This is a genomic window from SAR86 cluster bacterium (assembly GCA_029268615.1).
GTDB lineage: Bacteria > Pseudomonadota > Gammaproteobacteria > Magnimaribacterales > Magnimaribacteraceae > JAQWNM01.
This window is the reverse complement of sequence record JAQWNM010000004.1, coordinates 50,469-66,398: the sequence shown is the minus strand read 5'-3', so window position 1 is coordinate 66,398 and position 15,930 is coordinate 50,469. Positions and strand designations below refer to the sequence as shown.

Below are 15,930 nucleotides of genomic sequence, written 5' to 3'. Positions count from 1 at the left end.
TTCTACCTTTAAATTTTTTTTGAATATTAAAAATACTAATTATTTAAGTTAGCATCTCTTTCACCAAAATCCCACCCAACTCCATTATGCTGATAATTTTTAAGAATTCTTCTTGCAACCGATTGAATATGAACTTCATCTGGACCATCATAAACTCTGGCTTCCCTAGCATGCCTATACATTAAACTTAAAGGAGTGTCGTCAGTTAAGCCTTTAGCTCCATGAACTTGTATTGCTCTATCTATCACGTTATGTAGCATTTTAGCTCCAACAACCTTGATCATACCTATTTCAACCCTTGCATCATCTCCTTCGTCAATTCGCTTGGCTGCATCTAAAGTTAGCTGCCTGCTAGCTTGTATTTCACAGGCGCTATCAAAAACAAATTTTTGTAATAATTGTTTATCAGCTAAAGGTGAACCAAATGCTTCCCTTTCATGTAGACGGTAGCACATTAAATCAAAAGCTCTCTGTGCCTGGCCTAGCCATCTCATACAATGAAAAATTCTTCCTGGACCTAGCCTTCTTTGAGCAATTAAAAATCCCTGCCCTCTTGGACCAAGAATGTTCTCTTCAGGAACTCTTACATTATCATACTCAACTTCATAATGACCTCCATGACCTCCTTCTATCCCTAAAACAGGTGTTTCTCTAATAATCTTATATCCTGGATTATCAGTAGGAACAATAATCATGCTAAAGGCACCATGACTTGGTACATCAAGCTCTGTTCTGCACATAACTGTAGTATAAGTTGCACCAGCAGCACCGCTAGTAAACCATTTCCTGCCGTTGATAACCCACTCATTCCCTTCCAAAACTGCTTTTGTCTGCAGTTGTGTAGGGTCTGAACTTGAAATATCAGGTTCTGTCATACCAAAGCTAGGAAAAATTTCTCCTGCTACTAGAGGTTCTAAATATTGGTCTCTCCAATCCTTGGAGGCAAACTCCCTAAGCATAATAGAGTCCTGAAGAGAATGAGTACCAAGAGCAGCCATGGCACTTGTTGACCTTCCGACTACCTCATTTATATAGACGTACTCCATAAATGGCATACCCTGACCACCTATGTCTTCTGGATGACCTAAAGCCCATAAAGATTTATCTTTTGCAAGCTGCATTAACTCAGACATTTTCTTTTTTGATGTATCATCCCTTTTCTGCAGAATAGGCTCAGCTGGATAAACTTCCATCTCAACAAAATCTTTAACTTCTTTTCTTACTTCATTCCAATTTCTTTTCATTATTTATTTACATCATTTCAATACAAGGTATAACAAATTTATCTATTTTTCCAATTTGGTTTTAATTTAAAGAATTAAACAAATAAGAATTCTGAGCCAAATACAATTTTTCATTTGTTCTCTATATTTGGAATAGAAATTATTTTACTAATAAAGATAGTGTTATTCATCTATTACTATAAGATGCCTCTTTTTTTAAATGACCTAAAAACTAAATAGTAGTTAAAAATAATGTTGAACCTTTTTTTAGAAAACTTTGTATTGATCTTTGTTGCTATTGATCCTATCTCTTTATTACCAATATTTGCATCTTTTACTCAGTACTTAAATAAAAAGGATCTAAAGACTCTGTGCTTTAGAAGTAGCATGACTGCATTCATTATTTTATTACTTTTTTGGCTATTTGGTAGCCAGGTCCTTGAATTGATGGGTGTTAGCATAAATTCTTTTAGAATTGTAGGGGGAATGTTCTTAATGATCATTGCGTATCAAATGGTTTTTGAGCAAAGGCAACAAAGAAGAAAGGATACAGCGGAAAAAGCAATTGACGATGATGCATTATCCTCTCTTGCTACATTTCCTCTTGCTACCCCTCTTATAGCAGGACCAGGTGCAATTACCATTGTTATGCTTCTTTCAGAAAAGTGTGAATCTATAAACGCTCACTTAATAGGATTTAGTCCAATTATTATCCTCATTCTCTTATCAGCATTATCTTTGTGGCTATCTGGTAAAATGGCTAAAAAATTACCTTCATCCGTCCTAAGTGTCATTCAAAGAACTTTTGGGTTACTTCTTGGAGCATTAGCAATTGAGTTCGTCATTCAAGGCATAAAACAAACTTTTAGTATTTAGCATCCTTACTGTAAAACATCTAAGGAAGATGTGCTTTTAGTTTGGAAATTAAGAACAGTTACTACCTAAACTAATCTCTAGTAGAAAAAAAAAGATTATTCTATTTTATTAAGCTGTTAGATTTGGATTAAATAAAGAGAATGGTGATAAGATAAGTTAAAACTTTTGGAGATATTATGACCTATGCACCCAAAGATAGAGCTTACTATGATGCTGATAGCCATGTCATGGAACTGCCTAATTTTATAATTGATTACGCCGACAAAGAATTCAAAGACCTTATACCGCCGGTAAACTACAAGGCAAGCTTAGTAACTGATGAAGAGGTTGAACAAATAATCAGTAATGGTGGAAAACACACAAAAGAACACATAGATGCACAGATAGCTTTAGGTGATAAATTAATTGAGGAATCCAAAGAAATTCAAGCTCTAGGAGCTTTTGATCGAGCAGACAGAAGTAAAGCCATGGACTTGCTTGGTTTTAAAAAACAATTAGTATTTGCAACTCACAGTGTAGTTACACCTTTTAGAGATTTAAGAGGAAAAGCTAAATATGTTGATAGGCAAAATCTTAAAATAACTCCAGAATTACGTTACGGTGCCACAAGAGCTCATAACAGAGCGATGTCAGACTTCTGTTCTGAAGATCCAAGACTTATGGGCGTAGGTGTAATACCCTTGCATGAACCAGAATTGGCAATGATTGAGTTAGACTTTGCAATTCAATCCGGCTTAGAAGCTATATGGATACCACATTATGCTTGTGGAGATAGATCCCCCGGGCATACTGCCCTAGATATGTTTTGGCAAAAACTATCTGCCGAAGGTATGCCTTTCTTGATACATGTAGGTGGGTCACCCCTTCAACTTGATAAAAGTTGGAGTGATAACGGAAAACCTCCCAGTAAAGATTGGATGGGTGGTGGAGAAAACGTAAGAGCAAAAGACATGGTGGTCATGCATCAAGGACCTGAAACTTTTATATCTATGATGATTTTGGATGGAGTATTTGAAAGATATCCAAACCTTAGAGGCGCCAGCGTAGAACTTGGAGCTAGTTGGGTTCCTGAAATGTTACAAAGATTAGATTATGTAGTTAAAACTTGGAGTAAAGTTGATAAAAACTTAGCTGATATTAAAAGAAAACCTTCAGAACAAATCATAGAACAAATGGCCTTTACTCCTTTTGCTCATGAAAATGTTGGCTCCTTAATGGATGCTTCAGATCCTAAACTTTACCTCTTCTCAAGTGACTATCCTCATGTAGAAGGTACGCGAGACCCAATAGGAAAATTTGAAAAAACACTAGTAAATCATGATGAATTTAAAAAAGAACTTTTTTATTCTGAAAACTTTCTAAAAATTTTTCCAAGAGCTAGAATTTAATTCTATAGTTTTTTTATAGGCATCTATATTAAGAGGTCCCTAATACAGACTAATTAAATCAGTCAGAAAGCCGGACACACCAGACTTCTTCAGTTGGCCATTTACTAGCCCATTCAGCATCTGCCCAAGGATATCTAGTTTTGGATTTTGGAGGAGCACCGAGTTCTAAGAGACGTTCAATAATAAAACCATTATCACGAAGAAGTTTAATCCATTCACCATGAGGTAAATGGAATTCAATTTCGTGTGGAGGAGACTTCCATTGAGTTTTAAATAGCCCTAGGTAAGGTCGTTGTAATTGATCTGAAATAGGCACACTATCATCTTCTTCATCTGGCACACAACAAATAGTAAATGCATGATTTGTCATGAATACTAATTGGGAGTCTGGCTTTAATACTCTAGCTGCCTCAGGGATCCATTCATTAGGGTTTGCCCATAAAGATGCACCATATTCAGATATAGCAAAATCAAAACAAGAATCTGGAAATGGTAATTTCTCACCAAAAGCTTCTACAAATTCAATTCCTAATTGATATTTTTTTTCTAAACACCTTGCCGTTTCAATCTGATTTGGAGCTGGATCAATTCCAATAACTTCAGCACCCCTTCTAGCCAACCAAGAGGAAACATATCCAGCTCCACAACCTATTTCAATGCATTTCTTTCCTTCCAGATCATTCGGAAACAGTTCTAGTTTCAATTCAGGTATATGCCAAATTCCCCAATGGGGGAGACCTGATTTCCAAGCTTTTTTGGCAGATTCTTTATATTCCTCTGCCAATTTCTGCCACGCTTCTCTATTTAAAATTTGGTAATCTTTTAGGGTCATTTATATAGATTACAGTCTTATTCAAAAAAATAGTATTAATTTTACTAGAATAAAAAATGTAGTTGAGCTTAAGGCAAAGAATTTAAATCGCTTAATTATCTATTTATTAAATAATGATTTCATCTAAAAACCAACCTTTTTCAATAAACTAGTTACTCATCCCATTCTTCAGCATAGAAATCTTTTAAAACATCAAAAGCTAATTTTTTATTACCTTTTTCATCTATTAATCCTTTACGATTGTAGAAATCTTGAATGCCAGCTAATGGCCGTAACATTGCTCTAAAATCTTTGAGAATCCAAGGTGTGACCCCTTGAATATGAGGATTCTTTGAAATCATTTTCAATTGGGCTTTGTATACTTGCTCTTGATATTCCTCGGACCAAATTTTGCCTTCATTATGTAAACCAAATTTTGCACCTGCCCCAAATTCAGAGATATGAATTGGTTTGTCAAAAGCTGATGTAATCTCAATGGTTGGTATAAGATCAAACATGAGTTTCCTTAAAGTACTTTCTTTGACCTTTAATTGATCTGCAAAGATTAATGAATAATACCACCCAAAGTACTCATTGTAGGATATCAAATCTACAATCTCTCCCAAAGGGTCATTAACTTCTATCTTAAATTGCACTTTGGTTTTTGAATCTAACCCAGCCTGACTAAGAAGTGACTTAAAAATAATCTTTTCTTTATCACTAACTTCAGGAGAATTTACTCCCAATAGGCATAAGGCAAGCATTAGTTCTTGAAATTCTCCTCTATCTCCTGACAACAAAGCTGCAGTTGTAAGTCTTGAACTATCTAGGTCTCTTACCTTGCTAATTACTTCTCCAAGAAAGTTCATTCTTAAAGATGAGAAAGGAGTTTCATTAGCCACTGACCAAACAATTACTGAACCCCTATTCCAGTCCCTCTGTATCAGTCTTGTAATCTGCTCGATGGCAATATCTAAAGTTCCAGGGTTATTCCAATCAATATTCCAATAAACTGGTATTTCTTCCCATAACATTAGTCCTATAGAGTCAGCTACTTTTGCAAGTTGTCTAGAATATGGATAGTGGGCAGCTCTTACAAAATTAGTATTTAAACTTTTTGCAGTTTTAAGGAGATTTTTAAAATGATCTAATGAATAGGCTGGTCCTGGTATACCAATCGGTTCTGAATGCATAGAAATCCCCTTCAATTTGATAGGTTTTCCGTTCAGTAATATTTTCTTTCCTTCAGTCTCTATAGTCCTAAAACCAATACTGTCTGAGATTGAATCATGTTGAGTTGAAACAATAATATTATAAAGCTTTGGCTCTTCTGGGGTCCATAATTTTGGATTAATATTAAAACCATCAGATATAAAATTATTTTGATTGAATTTAAAGGTCTTTATAAAACCTAATTCAGGAATTGATACTTTAAGTCTAGAGTCCCGTTGGTCAGACGATCCTTGAGCTTTAATTTCAACTCTTCCTGTCTCATGATCAACCAGCCGAAAAAAAACATTATTTATGAATTTATCTGGCGTAGAAACAAGATAAACATCATCGATAAGGCCTCCATAAGGCCACCAATCTGTTCTTTGTGTTGGTATAGTGGATTCGTTTAATGAATTATTTACTTGAACAATAAGAAAATTTTCTCCTTCTTCAAGATAGTCGCTTACCTCAAAATTAAAAGGAACATAACCACCGATAAATTCCCCAACGGAATGACCATTTAGAAAAACTTTAGTTCTAAAATTACTTCCTCCAAAATATAAATGAGTTAATGAATCATCTTTGTAACTAAAAGTAAATTTTTTATAAAGCCAAACAGATCCTCTGTAAAAAAAGAGTTTTTCATCTTGAGAATTCCATGCACCTGGGACTTGTAATTGCTTCGCTTTTTCAAAGTTATATTCAATTAACTCCATTCCATCTTTTTGGACCTTGTTTTTAGGGAACCCCCCAAAGAAAGATTCGGGCAAACCAATATCCATTGGATCAACAATATAATGCCAGGCCCCATTAAGAGATTGCTTGCTTCTTGAATCAATCCATCCAAGTAAATGATCTGCTTTTTGGTACTCTGAAACACTACGACTAAAAATATCTTCTTCATCCTCTATATTTGCAAAAATTTCAATAGTTATAAGAAAACTAAAAGTCATCAATAATATTTTCATTCATCTATTTAAACAGATTTACTAAACAAAGATCAAAGATGACGGTCCTCATAGCATGAAAAAAATTTAAAGCTGTTGAAGTTTATAATTTAAAATAGAAATAAAAACCTTTCCAAATGTATTTAATTTGAATTAATAACTCTCGTTTCAGATATTTGAAATTAGGAAGTTTTTAATTCCATAACCTACCTCTGTAGGCTGCCTATAGGTTATGTCATGCGTGCCTTCTTCTATTGCAAGTAATTTTACGTGAGGTATACATTCTTCTAAGTTTTTACTACCTTTATAAGGCACGACACCATCCTTTTTTCCCCAAACTACAAAAGTAGGAATATTTAATTGTCCTAGTTTTTTATACATTCTTCTGCAATCAAATAAATCAAAACACCTAACTGTAGAAAGTAAAGATTCTGGGAATCCTTTAAATACTAATTGTTTCTTAAAATTACTCAGAAATTCTTCTTCGTTTATTGATAGAGGGTCATCACTATAGACAGTTTCTGACATTCTTCCAACGCCATAAATTTTGTTACTAAATACATGCCAAAACCACTCTCCTATAATAGGTTTTATAGTCCAATTATTTACTCCAGACATTTTATGCCTGAAACCAGCTGGAGCTATAAGTGAAATTGATTTTGTTAGGTCAGGATACTTCTCGGCAAAATATCCTACTATGGGACCACCCATAGAATAACCAATAAGATGAACTTTCTGATTTACATTTTGGTTTTCCAATAAACCTCTAAGAGATCTTACATACAGCTCTTTATCATAATTAATCTTAGGTCTTTCTGAATATCCTCTTCCGTAATGATCAAAAACCAGAACCTTGAATCCTAATTTACAAAAATTATCTATTAGACCTCCCCAAACAAAACTTGGAGTTGAAAACCCATGCACTAAAACTAATACCTCACTGTTTGAAATATCATCATCAGGTAGAAACCATCTATAATAAATATTACCATCTTCTAAATTAGCCCAAGAACCTGTTTTAGGTATATCAGACTGACATATTTTTTTTAGTCTCATAGTTTTATATAAATAAGGGAGATATAAAAATATAGATATCAAAAAAACTATTAAGAATAATGATTTCATAATAATTAAGAATAGCTGAGCTGGTCAGCAAAGACAATTAATCCTACAAGGAATATTAAACTATAGAAACAAAAACAAAAAAAATTACTGATGGGGTAACTCCTAAAGAGAAATTAGAATCAGAAATTATTGAGTTAAGGGTTTTTGAATAAAGTTTTTAATATCATTAGCAGTCATTTTTGGATCTTCATACATAGGCAAGTGTCCTATGGATGAATAAATTTTTATTTCTATGTCAGTTATATTTTCTTTAAAATAACGAGAGTTTTTAACATTTATTATATTATCTTTTTCGCCGTGTATTAAAAGAGTGGGAGCAGTAATATTACTTAAAATCTTAGGCTCTTTAATCCTATGTCTACTTCGCATCATAGATAGAATTGCTTCTCGTGATCCTTCTAATAAGGCTAAATCATGAAATTGGCTAGCTAACTCTTGTGTAACTACATCGGGATCAAAAACAGCAGTTTTAAGGCCCTGTGTAGCAAAAAATTTAGGTGTATAAAATGTAAGAATTTTTCTTATTAAACTAGAATTCATTAATCTCCAAACAATGGGTGAATTATCTTTAGCTTGTTCAAGTTTTGCTATGTCTTCTTCTATTCTTACACCTCCTGAAGCTATAAGTATTAAGTTCTCTATCTTATCTGGATAATCAATTGCATATCTCCAAGCGACATGACCTCCCATAGAATTACCTGCAATAGAAAATACATCTATTCCAAGGTGGTTAGTTACTTCGGAAATAATATCCATAAACTTACTTATAGAGTAATCTTTAGAAGGGATAGCCCCTGTAAGCCCAAACCCAGGTAGATCTAAACTCACAAGCCTAAAGTTATCCATTAAATAAGGCACTAGTCTCTCAAAATTTAATAAAGAACCATTAGTTCCATGTACTAATAAGATAACTGGAGCATTAAATTTACCTTCATCACGGTAATGTATTCTAGTTCCATCAGGTAAATTCAGGAATTGAGAAGTTCCTGAGGCATATTTAGCTTCTAATTCTTTTCTTGGAATATCAAGGTATGTTCCTGTATAGACAAAGACAGCAATGAAAACTATTGATAAAGAAGCAAACCATTTAAAAGCTTTTCTCATATATTTATTAAATAGTCTTATTCAATAAAGATCAAATATAATCTAAATTTGGTGGAGCTAGGCGGGATCGAACCGCCGACCTCTTGCGTGCCACGCAAGCGCTCTCCCAGCTGAGCTATAGCCCCATATTTTAAATAAGATGATAATTATAAGGTATCGTAATAAAAGTAATTACCCTGGACAAGTATTTAATGTATGAGCCAGGTCTTAATTAAGTTGTAGTACTTTTACTGCGGACCTGTATTTAGATAATGAGAACCAAAAGAATAAACCTGACAATGGAAGAGTTAATGCCGCTGTTAAGGAAATAGCCCATCCAAGTTTCATAGAATCCATAAATATAAAGTCGGTAAAAAAAGCTGTTAATTGAGGTCCTATACTAAAACCAAAAACCATCATTAAAAAAGCATGAAATGCCGCCATCTGACCTTTGACATTTCCTCTTGAAACTCCGCTAACCGCAATCAATCCTAAAGGAGCAAAAGAGCTTATAAAAAAGAGATAAAAGCCAATCAAAATCCACGAAAGTAATACGGAATTAACAAGAGGAGCTAGAACTATAAAAGGGCAAGCAAAAAATGATGCAAATAAAGCTACTCTAACTGGCGCGTCTATAAAACCTAATTTCCTCAGGTAGTCAACGATTGCTCCAGATGAGATAGTTCCTGTTATAGAGCTTAATATGGTAATTAAGCCTAATGTTAACCCAACCTCTGAAAGAGAAAGATCAAAGGTTCTTAACATCATTGTTGGTCCCCAAAAAGTAAATGAATAAAAGATAAAGGCCATGAAAATCAATCCAAGGAACATAAATACTAATGTAGATTTAAATTCATTTAAATGATCTAAGATCTCATATTTAGTCCTTGACTCTAATTGTTGGGGAGATATATGTATTCTCTTTGGTTCATGCATTAAAATAACTAACAAAGAAACTAAGACTCCTGGAATCCCAACAAGCATGAAAGTGGCTTGCCAAGGTTTAACAAAACCTATAACTGGTATATTTAAACCTCCTAAATTAGTTAAATAGTCAATAAGGAAACCTCCTCCTAATAGAGTAATTCCAATACCTATGTAGACACCAGCAGTGATAATTCCTAAAGGCTTACCTTGTTTTTCTTCGGGAAAATAATCACCCACTAAAGAAACGCTAGTTGGTGCCATCACAGCCTCCCCTACTGCCACTCCTACACGAGCAGAAAAGAGCTTAAAGAATGAGTTTGCTAAACCAGTTAGGAAAGTCATAATAGACCATAGAAATATTCCAACTCCTAATATATATGTTCTACGATATCTATCAACTGCAAAACCTATTGGAATTGCCATAAGGGCATAAAAGACTGAAAAAGCAGCTCCACCCAATAAGGCAATCTGTGAATCAGAAAGATCAAAATCAGCTTTAATAGGTTCTATTAATAATGCAGGAATCTGTCTATCTATAAAAGCAAAAATTTGTGCTAACGCCATAAGACCAACACTGTAATAACCTACTTTTACTGGAGGATAAATTTTCTTATCCATAAGATAATGTTTTAAAGATTTTAAGTTTAAAAAATTTTAACAGATACCTACTTGTGCGGTAACTTCTTTACAACTAAATTAACGAAACAGTTTCTCAATGAGATTGCCTACGTTTTGCCTTATTTTTTTTTAACTTTAATTTTCTTAAGCGAGAAAATTCATTTTCCTCTTGTCTCTTTATCATTTCCTTTAAAGCGTGGCGCCTTGTTCTTGCCTTATTGTCATGTTTAAGCCTTTCTGACCTTGTGTTTGTCATAGATAAGTTGCACAAATTAAATATCTTAAAACTTAGACACATAAATTTATTAAAAGTTCTTATTTCTTTAGTTGCAAAAGATTAGTAAAGTCTCTGTAAAAATAATGAAAATAAATATTATTCCTTCTGAATCTAATTTAGGGGTCGAAATAACTGAAGTAGACTTAACTGCAGAATTAAAAAAGGAAGAAAAGCTTAAAATCATTGACTTATGGAATAAATATTCCTTAGTAATTTTTCCTGATCAAGTTCTATCTCATAATGAATTTCTAAAATTTAGTTCTATTTTTGGTAAATATGGAGATGATCCCTACATAGACTCTCTGGAAGATAATCCACATATTGTGGAAGTGAAAAGAAAAGCAAAAGAAAAGGCTGTCCAGTTTGGAGGAACCTGGCATTCTGATTGGTCATTTCAAGAAACTCCACCCTCTGCAACTATTTTACACTCTAAGATAATCCCTCCAGTAGGAGGTGATACACTTTTTGCAAACACTGAAAAGGCTTACTCAGAACTGCCTTCTGATATAAAAGAAGAAATTAAGAATCTCATGGTTTTTCATAGCGCTAAAAGGCCTTATGCAACAGATGGATTTTATGCAACAGAAAAAGAGAATGATCGTTCCATGAAGATTTTGCCTGCTAAAACTGCTGAGAATTCTTTTCTTCATCCCATGGTAAGAATTCACCCAATAACTAAAAAGAAGTGCTTATTTATAAATCCAGTATATGCAATTTCTGTCAAAAATATGTCTGATGAAGAATCAGATCAGCTTCTAATGAAGTTGTATGAACATACCCTTAAGGATAAATATATCTTTAGGCATCGGTGGAAACAGGATATGTTAATTGCTTGGGATAACAGAACTGTTATGCATCAAGCTGAAGGAGGCTATGATGGCTATGACAGGCTATTGCATAGAATAACTATATCTGGAGATCGGCCAAAAAATTAATACGAATTTATTTATTTAGCTTCTCTAGCATTGAGCCCATCATCTGATGAAGCATATTTACAGCCTTTAAAGGTCGAATAAGGACCTTAAACTCAGTTATTTTATTTTTTTCATTCCATGTTATTAAATCTATACCATTTATATAGATCCCTTGAATAGTAGTTTCAAACTCCAAAAATGCATCTCTTTCTCCAATTACTTCCTTGATATACTTAAACTTAGAAGGTGTAGGGGATTTTTCATCAGATTGCTGACGACCATCAGTTCCAAATACTCCCCCAGCTGCAGTTAAATAAAGTTTGGTTATCTCTTTTCCCCTTTGGGGTGTATGGACTACTGGTGAATAAAAAACCACCTCATCATCTAGAATCTCATCATATATTTCTATGTTCTTAGTTTTGATAAGTTCATGATACTTCTTAATAGGATGCATCAGATAACTCCTTTTTATTAATAAATAGCTTAAAAATAATAAAAAATGTAACAGAAAATAAGAGTGTAGATATCAAATTCATCGCATAAAAAGGAATTGCATAATAATAACAAAGAAATAACCCTGAAAGGTCTTGAGAGTAATTACTAGATCCAATCCATACTCCGAAATTCGTAACTATAAAAAATAAGCTAGGAGCAATAAGTGAAAGTACTGTTAATCGTTTAAGAGAATTGGAGTAGAAATAAAAGGAAATTCCACTGATAAGAAGCATGCTGCCATAAACCCAAAGCATAAGATTATAAGAGCCCAAGAAAAAATCAGTAATTAATAGAACAGCTAAAGGAAGAATTAATACAATTCTTTTATCTTCTAACAAGAAGGGTAAAAAAATTGCTATGGATAAAAGAGGTGTAAAATTTGGAGGATGAGGTATTAATCTGCTCAAAGATACTAATATAAGAAAAAAGAGAATGCTTTTAAAATTATTCATATGTCTGAGGTTCCTTAGTAAATTCTTTTATTGTTGATATATTTATATGTATATTAAATAGCTCTAATGGAAAAACAAGCAAAGTTAATAGAAATAAAAAAATTTAAACCTCCAACTGGTTCAAAATGTTTTTTTTACAAAACTATAGATGGTATAAAAATAAGGATAGCTATTTGGAATATTAAGAGCTTAAAAGGTACCTTCATCATCCAATCAGGAAGGACAGAATTTATTGAGAAGTATTATGAAGTAGTAAAGGAGATAATTAACCGTGGATATTGTGTCGTTATGTTTGATTGGAGAGGACAAGGTTTATCAGGAAGATTAACTAAAGATAAACATCTTGGACATGTTGATAAATTTGAAGACTATGATTCTGATCTCTTAGAAATTTTTGATAATATTATCTCTCAACAATGCCCTCAGCCCTATATAGGAATGGGTCATTCAATGGGTGGTTGTCTAATGGCGTCTTTTGCGGCCATTGAAAATCAACCTATGACTGGATTAATACTTTGCGCTCCTATGTTAAAACTTAGAATACCAACTTTAATGAAATTCTTCATTATCTTAATAGGTTTTTTTGCTTATAAACTGGGATTCAAAGATATTCCTTTACAAAGACCTGAATGGGAAAATAAAAAAGGATGGCATGAAGTACCTTTTGAAGAGAATAATGTTACTTCAGATATTGTAAGATATTTAAGGTCAGCAGATCTTATAAGAGAAGATGAAAACTTGGCTGTAGGTGGTTTTTCACTTAGATGGATATATGAAGCTATTAAAAGATGCGATAAGCAATCAGAAGAATGGGCTCAAAAAATTAATATACCTACATTAGTACTGCTAGCAAAGAAAGATAAGCTAGTAGATACAAGAAAAATCTTTACCTTATGTCAAAGTATCACTAAAAAGACGATTATAGAGTTAGATGGAGAGCATGAATTACTCATGGAAAGAGATTTAATTCGTAAAGATTGCTGGAAAGCTATAGATACTTTCTTAGAAACTATGAATACTTTGTAATGGCTAGCTTGAGTCTTTCGAGCACTATTTCCTTACCAAGCAATTCCGCTACTAAGTCAATAGAAGGGGCATTAGATGATCCAGTAATAGCTACTCTTAACGGTTGCCCTACCTTTCCCATACCTACTGAGTATTTAGCCATTACATTCTCTAAGCTACTTTTAATACTTTCTTTATTCCAATCTTCTAAATCATGCAACACTTTAAGTAAGTAAGATAAAATCTTTATTGAATCATTTCTAAAAAATTTTTTTGCGGAACTTTCATCATAACTTTCAAAGTCTTTAAAGAAGTAATTAGATTCTGCTAAATAATCATTTAATGTAGAACAACGATCCTTTAGTAATGCAATAACTCTTAAGCTATATTCAGGCCTCTCATTGAAATTTCCATCTAAGTCTTGTAATTCAGATAAAATCTTCTGAGATGAAGATTTATTCATATACTCTTTGCTATACCATTTAAGTTTGGATATAGAAAATGTACTGGGTGAAGAGTTTATATTTCCATCTTTAAAAGATTCAATTAATTCACTTAAACTAAAAATTTCTTCGTCACCCAAAGACCAACCTAACCTAGCAAAATAATTTATCAAAGCTTCTGCAGATATTCCTAAATTTTTATAATCAAAGACTCCTGTTGCTCCATGTCTTTTAGACATTCTCTTACCATCTTCTCCTAATATCATAGGAACATGGCCATATTCTGGTATAGACAGATTTAAAGCTTTAAAAATATTTATTTGTCTAGGGGTATTATTAATATGATCATCACCTCTTATGACATGAGAAATCTTCATATCTGCATCATCGACGACTACACTCAAGTTATAAGTGGGACTTCCATCTGCCCTTAAAAGTACTAGATCGTCTAACTCTCGGTTTGATGTCTTGATAATTCCTCTAATTAAATCATGATATTCAACTTCTCCTGAACTAGGATTCTTAAAACGTACAACTCTATTTTCCTTAAATTTCAAGGAAGCATCCCTGCAATTGCCATCATATCTGGGTTTAACTCCATCCTTTATTTGCCTTTCTCTTACTTCACTTAACCTCTGTTTTGAGCAATCACAATAATAAGCTTCGCCTTTATGAATAAGTAAATTAGCCGCCTCGATATGCTTTTCTTTTCTGGAAGATTGATAGACTGGTTGTCCATCAAAGTCAATTCCTAACCAGTTAAAACTTGAGATTATAGAGTTAATATATTCATTCTTTGATCTGTCCTGATCAGTATCTTCTAATCTTAAAAAACATTGCCCTTTATGACTCTTTGCATAAAGCCATGCAAATAAGGCTGTTCTTGCTCCTCCAATATGTAAATTGCCAGTAGGACTAGGAGCAAATCTAGTAATAATCAATCTAACTCCCCGTCTCTCAAACCTACTGGTTCAACTTGAGACTCTTGTGCCATTCTTTTTAAATAGTCTATGTGAGTTTTTTCTTCTTCAGAATCTAACTTTATAATCATAGGACGTTTTTTTCCAATTAATGAATCACTTGGCATCTGTTTATCATCTTCATCTAAATTTTTATTAACATTTTCATTAAAATTCATAGCGCTTTGACCGCCAGTCAAAGCAAGATAAACTTCTCCTAAAATCTTAGAGTCTAAAAGTGCACCATGATATCCTCGATCATAACCACTGACATTATATCTCTGGACCAAGGCGTCCAGACTATTCTTCTGTCCTGGATGGAGTTGACGAGCTAACTGTAAAGTATCAGTAATACTTTCAACATAATCTGTTATTTCTACTTTTTCGCCTTTTAAAATTTTTAGTTCATGATTTAAAAACCCAATATCAAAGGCTGCATTATGAATCAATAACTCACTACCTTCTATGAAATCTAGAAAGTCATCTACTACTTGATTAAAAGAAGGCTTATCACCTAAAAACTCATTGCTTAATCCATGAACTTTTTCAGCTCCTTCGTCTACAGATCTTCCTGGATTTAAATAAGTTTGATACTCTTTTCCAGTAAATTTTCTACTTATCAATTCCACACAACCTATTTCTATTACTCTATGCCCAGTCTCTACATCTAAGCCTGTTGTCTCTGTATCTAAAATAACTTGTCTTACCATTTACCCAACTCGTCTATTCCAAGGTTAGCTAACTCATCAGCTATATCATTTTCTCTATGACCGGAATGCCCTTTAACCCATTTCCAAGAAATATTATGTTTTTTTGAGAGAGTATCAAGAGATTGCCATAAATCTTTATTCTTGACTGGCTTATTAGCAGAAGTTTTCCAATCTTTCAGTTTCCAATTTTTCATCCATTCTGTAATACCTTTCCTGACATATTCTGAATCTGTTGTTAACACTAATGTTGAGTTATCTTCTAGAGATTCTAAAGATTTTATAGCTGCTAAAAGTTCCATTCTATTATTAGTGGTATTCTTCTCACCTCCATATAAACTTCTTTCTTCTCCGTTCTTCCTGATAAGAGCTCCCCAACCACCCAAACCTGGATTGCCTCTACAAGCACCGTCTGTAAATATCTCTATAGTATCCATTTAATTAGTTTAACCATATAGTAACTAAAAC

Annotated in this window: 15 protein-coding genes and 1 tRNA gene; 4 read left to right on the top strand and 12 right to left on the bottom strand. The window is 33.3% G+C overall.

Translation table 11 applies throughout. The features are described 5' to 3' along the window. Positions 1-35: 35 nt before the first annotated feature. A complete protein-coding gene (locus P8J93_01250) occupies positions 36-1,244 on the bottom strand; it encodes an acyl-CoA dehydrogenase family protein (GenBank protein ID MDG2060427.1) in 1,209 nt (402 codons plus the stop codon). A gap of 231 nt (positions 1,245-1,475) precedes the next feature. On the opposite strand from P8J93_01250, the gene P8J93_01245 reads away from it, so the two are divergent. Continuing rightward, positions 1,476-2,099: a MarC family protein gene (locus P8J93_01245; protein MDG2060426.1), complete on the top strand. Its 624-nt coding sequence runs from the start codon at positions 1,476-1,478 to the stop codon at positions 2,097-2,099. Positions 2,100-2,275: 176 nt separating this feature from the next. Then, positions 2,276-3,487 carry an amidohydrolase family protein gene (locus P8J93_01240; protein ID MDG2060425.1) on the top strand — a complete coding sequence of 404 codons (1,212 nt, stop codon included), beginning with the start codon at positions 2,276-2,278 and terminating at the stop codon, positions 3,485-3,487. 58 nt (positions 3,488-3,545) lie between these two features. Here the strand turns inward: P8J93_01240 and P8J93_01235 are convergent, their stop codons facing one another. The 6 genes from P8J93_01235 to P8J93_01210 all read right to left on the bottom strand — a co-directional run bounded on the left by P8J93_01235 (position 3,546) and on the right by P8J93_01210 (position 10,210). Further along, positions 3,546-4,319: a class I SAM-dependent methyltransferase gene (locus P8J93_01235; protein MDG2060424.1), complete on the bottom strand. Its 774-nt coding sequence runs from the start codon at positions 4,317-4,319 to the stop codon at positions 3,546-3,548. Between the two features lie 152 nt (positions 4,320-4,471). Then, positions 4,472-6,463, bottom strand: a complete 1,992-nt coding sequence (locus P8J93_01230) for a glycoside hydrolase family 2 TIM barrel-domain containing protein (GenBank protein MDG2060423.1) — start codon at positions 6,461-6,463, stop codon at positions 4,472-4,474. Positions 6,464-6,625: 162 nt separating this feature from the next. Further along, positions 6,626-7,513 (bottom strand): alpha/beta hydrolase, encoded by an 888-nt coding sequence (locus P8J93_01225; protein MDG2060422.1) that lies wholly within the window; start codon positions 7,511-7,513, stop codon positions 6,626-6,628. A 195-nt stretch (positions 7,514-7,708) separates the two neighbouring features. Further along, entirely contained in the window at positions 7,709-8,686 is a 978-nt protein-coding gene (locus tag P8J93_01220; GenBank protein ID MDG2060421.1) for an alpha/beta hydrolase, read from the bottom strand. Positions 8,687-8,735: 49 nt separating this feature from the next. Further along, positions 8,736-8,811 (bottom strand) — tRNA-Ala (locus P8J93_01215). Between the two features lie 82 nt (positions 8,812-8,893). Further along, positions 8,894-10,210, bottom strand: coding sequence for an MFS transporter (locus tag P8J93_01210; GenBank protein MDG2060420.1), 1,317 nt, complete (start codon positions 10,208-10,210; stop codon positions 8,894-8,896). A gap of 360 nt (positions 10,211-10,570) precedes the next feature. Here P8J93_01210 and P8J93_01205 point away from each other — a divergent pair, with 360 nt between their 5' ends. Then, positions 10,571-11,422, top strand: coding sequence for a TauD/TfdA family dioxygenase (locus tag P8J93_01205; GenBank protein MDG2060419.1), 852 nt, complete (start codon positions 10,571-10,573; stop codon positions 11,420-11,422). Between the two features lie 7 nt (positions 11,423-11,429). On the opposite strand, the gene P8J93_01200 is transcribed toward P8J93_01205, so the two are convergent. Next, on the bottom strand, positions 11,430-11,855 hold the full coding sequence (locus P8J93_01200; protein MDG2060418.1) for a nuclear transport factor 2 family protein: 426 nt from the start codon (positions 11,853-11,855) through the stop codon (positions 11,430-11,432). After that, positions 11,842-12,348 carry a hypothetical protein gene (locus tag P8J93_01195; GenBank protein MDG2060417.1) on the bottom strand — a complete coding sequence of 169 codons (507 nt, stop codon included), beginning with the start codon at positions 12,346-12,348 and terminating at the stop codon, positions 11,842-11,844. Before P8J93_01195 ends, P8J93_01200 begins: the two co-directional genes overlap by 14 nt. A 66-nt stretch (positions 12,349-12,414) precedes the next feature. Between P8J93_01195 and P8J93_01190 the strand changes: the two genes are divergently transcribed. Continuing rightward, the gene (locus tag P8J93_01190; protein ID MDG2060416.1) at positions 12,415-13,374 is read left to right on the top strand and encodes an alpha/beta hydrolase; all 960 of its coding nucleotides are present in this window, start codon (positions 12,415-12,417) and stop codon (positions 13,372-13,374) included. Here P8J93_01190 and gltX read toward each other — a convergent pair. The 3 genes from gltX to rnhA are packed head-to-tail and all read right to left on the bottom strand — an operon-like array spanning position 13,358 to position 15,899. Next, positions 13,358-14,737 (bottom strand): glutamate--tRNA ligase, encoded by a 1,380-nt coding sequence (gltX, locus tag P8J93_01185; protein MDG2060415.1) that lies wholly within the window; start codon positions 14,735-14,737, stop codon positions 13,358-13,360. The two genes, P8J93_01190 and gltX, sit on opposite strands and share 17 nt — an antisense overlap. Continuing rightward, positions 14,734-15,465 carry a DNA polymerase III subunit epsilon gene (gene dnaQ, locus P8J93_01180; GenBank protein ID MDG2060414.1) on the bottom strand — a complete coding sequence of 244 codons (732 nt, stop codon included), beginning with the start codon at positions 15,463-15,465 and terminating at the stop codon, positions 14,734-14,736. Before dnaQ ends, gltX begins: the two co-directional genes overlap by 4 nt. After that, positions 15,459-15,899, bottom strand: a complete 441-nt coding sequence (gene rnhA, locus P8J93_01175) for a ribonuclease HI (GenBank protein MDG2060413.1) — start codon at positions 15,897-15,899, stop codon at positions 15,459-15,461. Before rnhA ends, dnaQ begins: the two co-directional genes overlap by 7 nt. Between the last annotated feature and the right edge of the window lie 31 nt (positions 15,900-15,930).

Coding starts and splice junctions, on each gene's coding strand:
- P8J93_01250 (MDG2060427.1), bottom strand. CDS start 1,244: ATGAAAAGAAATTGGAATGAAGTAAGAAAAGAAGTTAAAGATTTTGTT.
- P8J93_01245 (MDG2060426.1), top strand. CDS start 1,476: ATGTTGAACCTTTTTTTAGAAAACTTTGTATTGATCTTTGTTGCTATT.
- P8J93_01240 (MDG2060425.1), top strand. CDS start 2,276: ATGACCTATGCACCCAAAGATAGAGCTTACTATGATGCTGATAGCCAT.
- P8J93_01235 (MDG2060424.1), bottom strand. CDS start 4,319: ATGACCCTAAAAGATTACCAAATTTTAAATAGAGAAGCGTGGCAGAAA.
- P8J93_01230 (MDG2060423.1), bottom strand. CDS start 6,463: ATGACTTTTAGTTTTCTTATAACTATTGAAATTTTTGCAAATATAGAG.
- P8J93_01225 (MDG2060422.1), bottom strand. CDS start 7,513: ATGAGACTAAAAAAAATATGTCAGTCTGATATACCTAAAACAGGTTCT.
- P8J93_01220 (MDG2060421.1), bottom strand. CDS start 8,686: ATGAGAAAAGCTTTTAAATGGTTTGCTTCTTTATCAATAGTTTTCATT.
- P8J93_01210 (MDG2060420.1), bottom strand. CDS start 10,210: ATGGATAAGAAAATTTATCCTCCAGTAAAAGTAGGTTATTACAGTGTT.
- P8J93_01205 (MDG2060419.1), top strand. CDS start 10,571: ATGAAAATAAATATTATTCCTTCTGAATCTAATTTAGGGGTCGAAATA.
- P8J93_01200 (MDG2060418.1), bottom strand. CDS start 11,855: ATGCATCCTATTAAGAAGTATCATGAACTTATCAAAACTAAGAACATA.
- P8J93_01195 (MDG2060417.1), bottom strand. CDS start 12,348: ATGAATAATTTTAAAAGCATTCTCTTTTTTCTTATATTAGTATCTTTG.
- P8J93_01190 (MDG2060416.1), top strand. CDS start 12,415: ATGGAAAAACAAGCAAAGTTAATAGAAATAAAAAAATTTAAACCTCCA.
- dnaQ (MDG2060414.1), bottom strand. CDS start 15,465: ATGGTAAGACAAGTTATTTTAGATACAGAGACAACAGGCTTAGATGTA.
- rnhA (MDG2060413.1), bottom strand. CDS start 15,899: ATGGATACTATAGAGATATTTACAGACGGTGCTTGTAGAGGCAATCCA.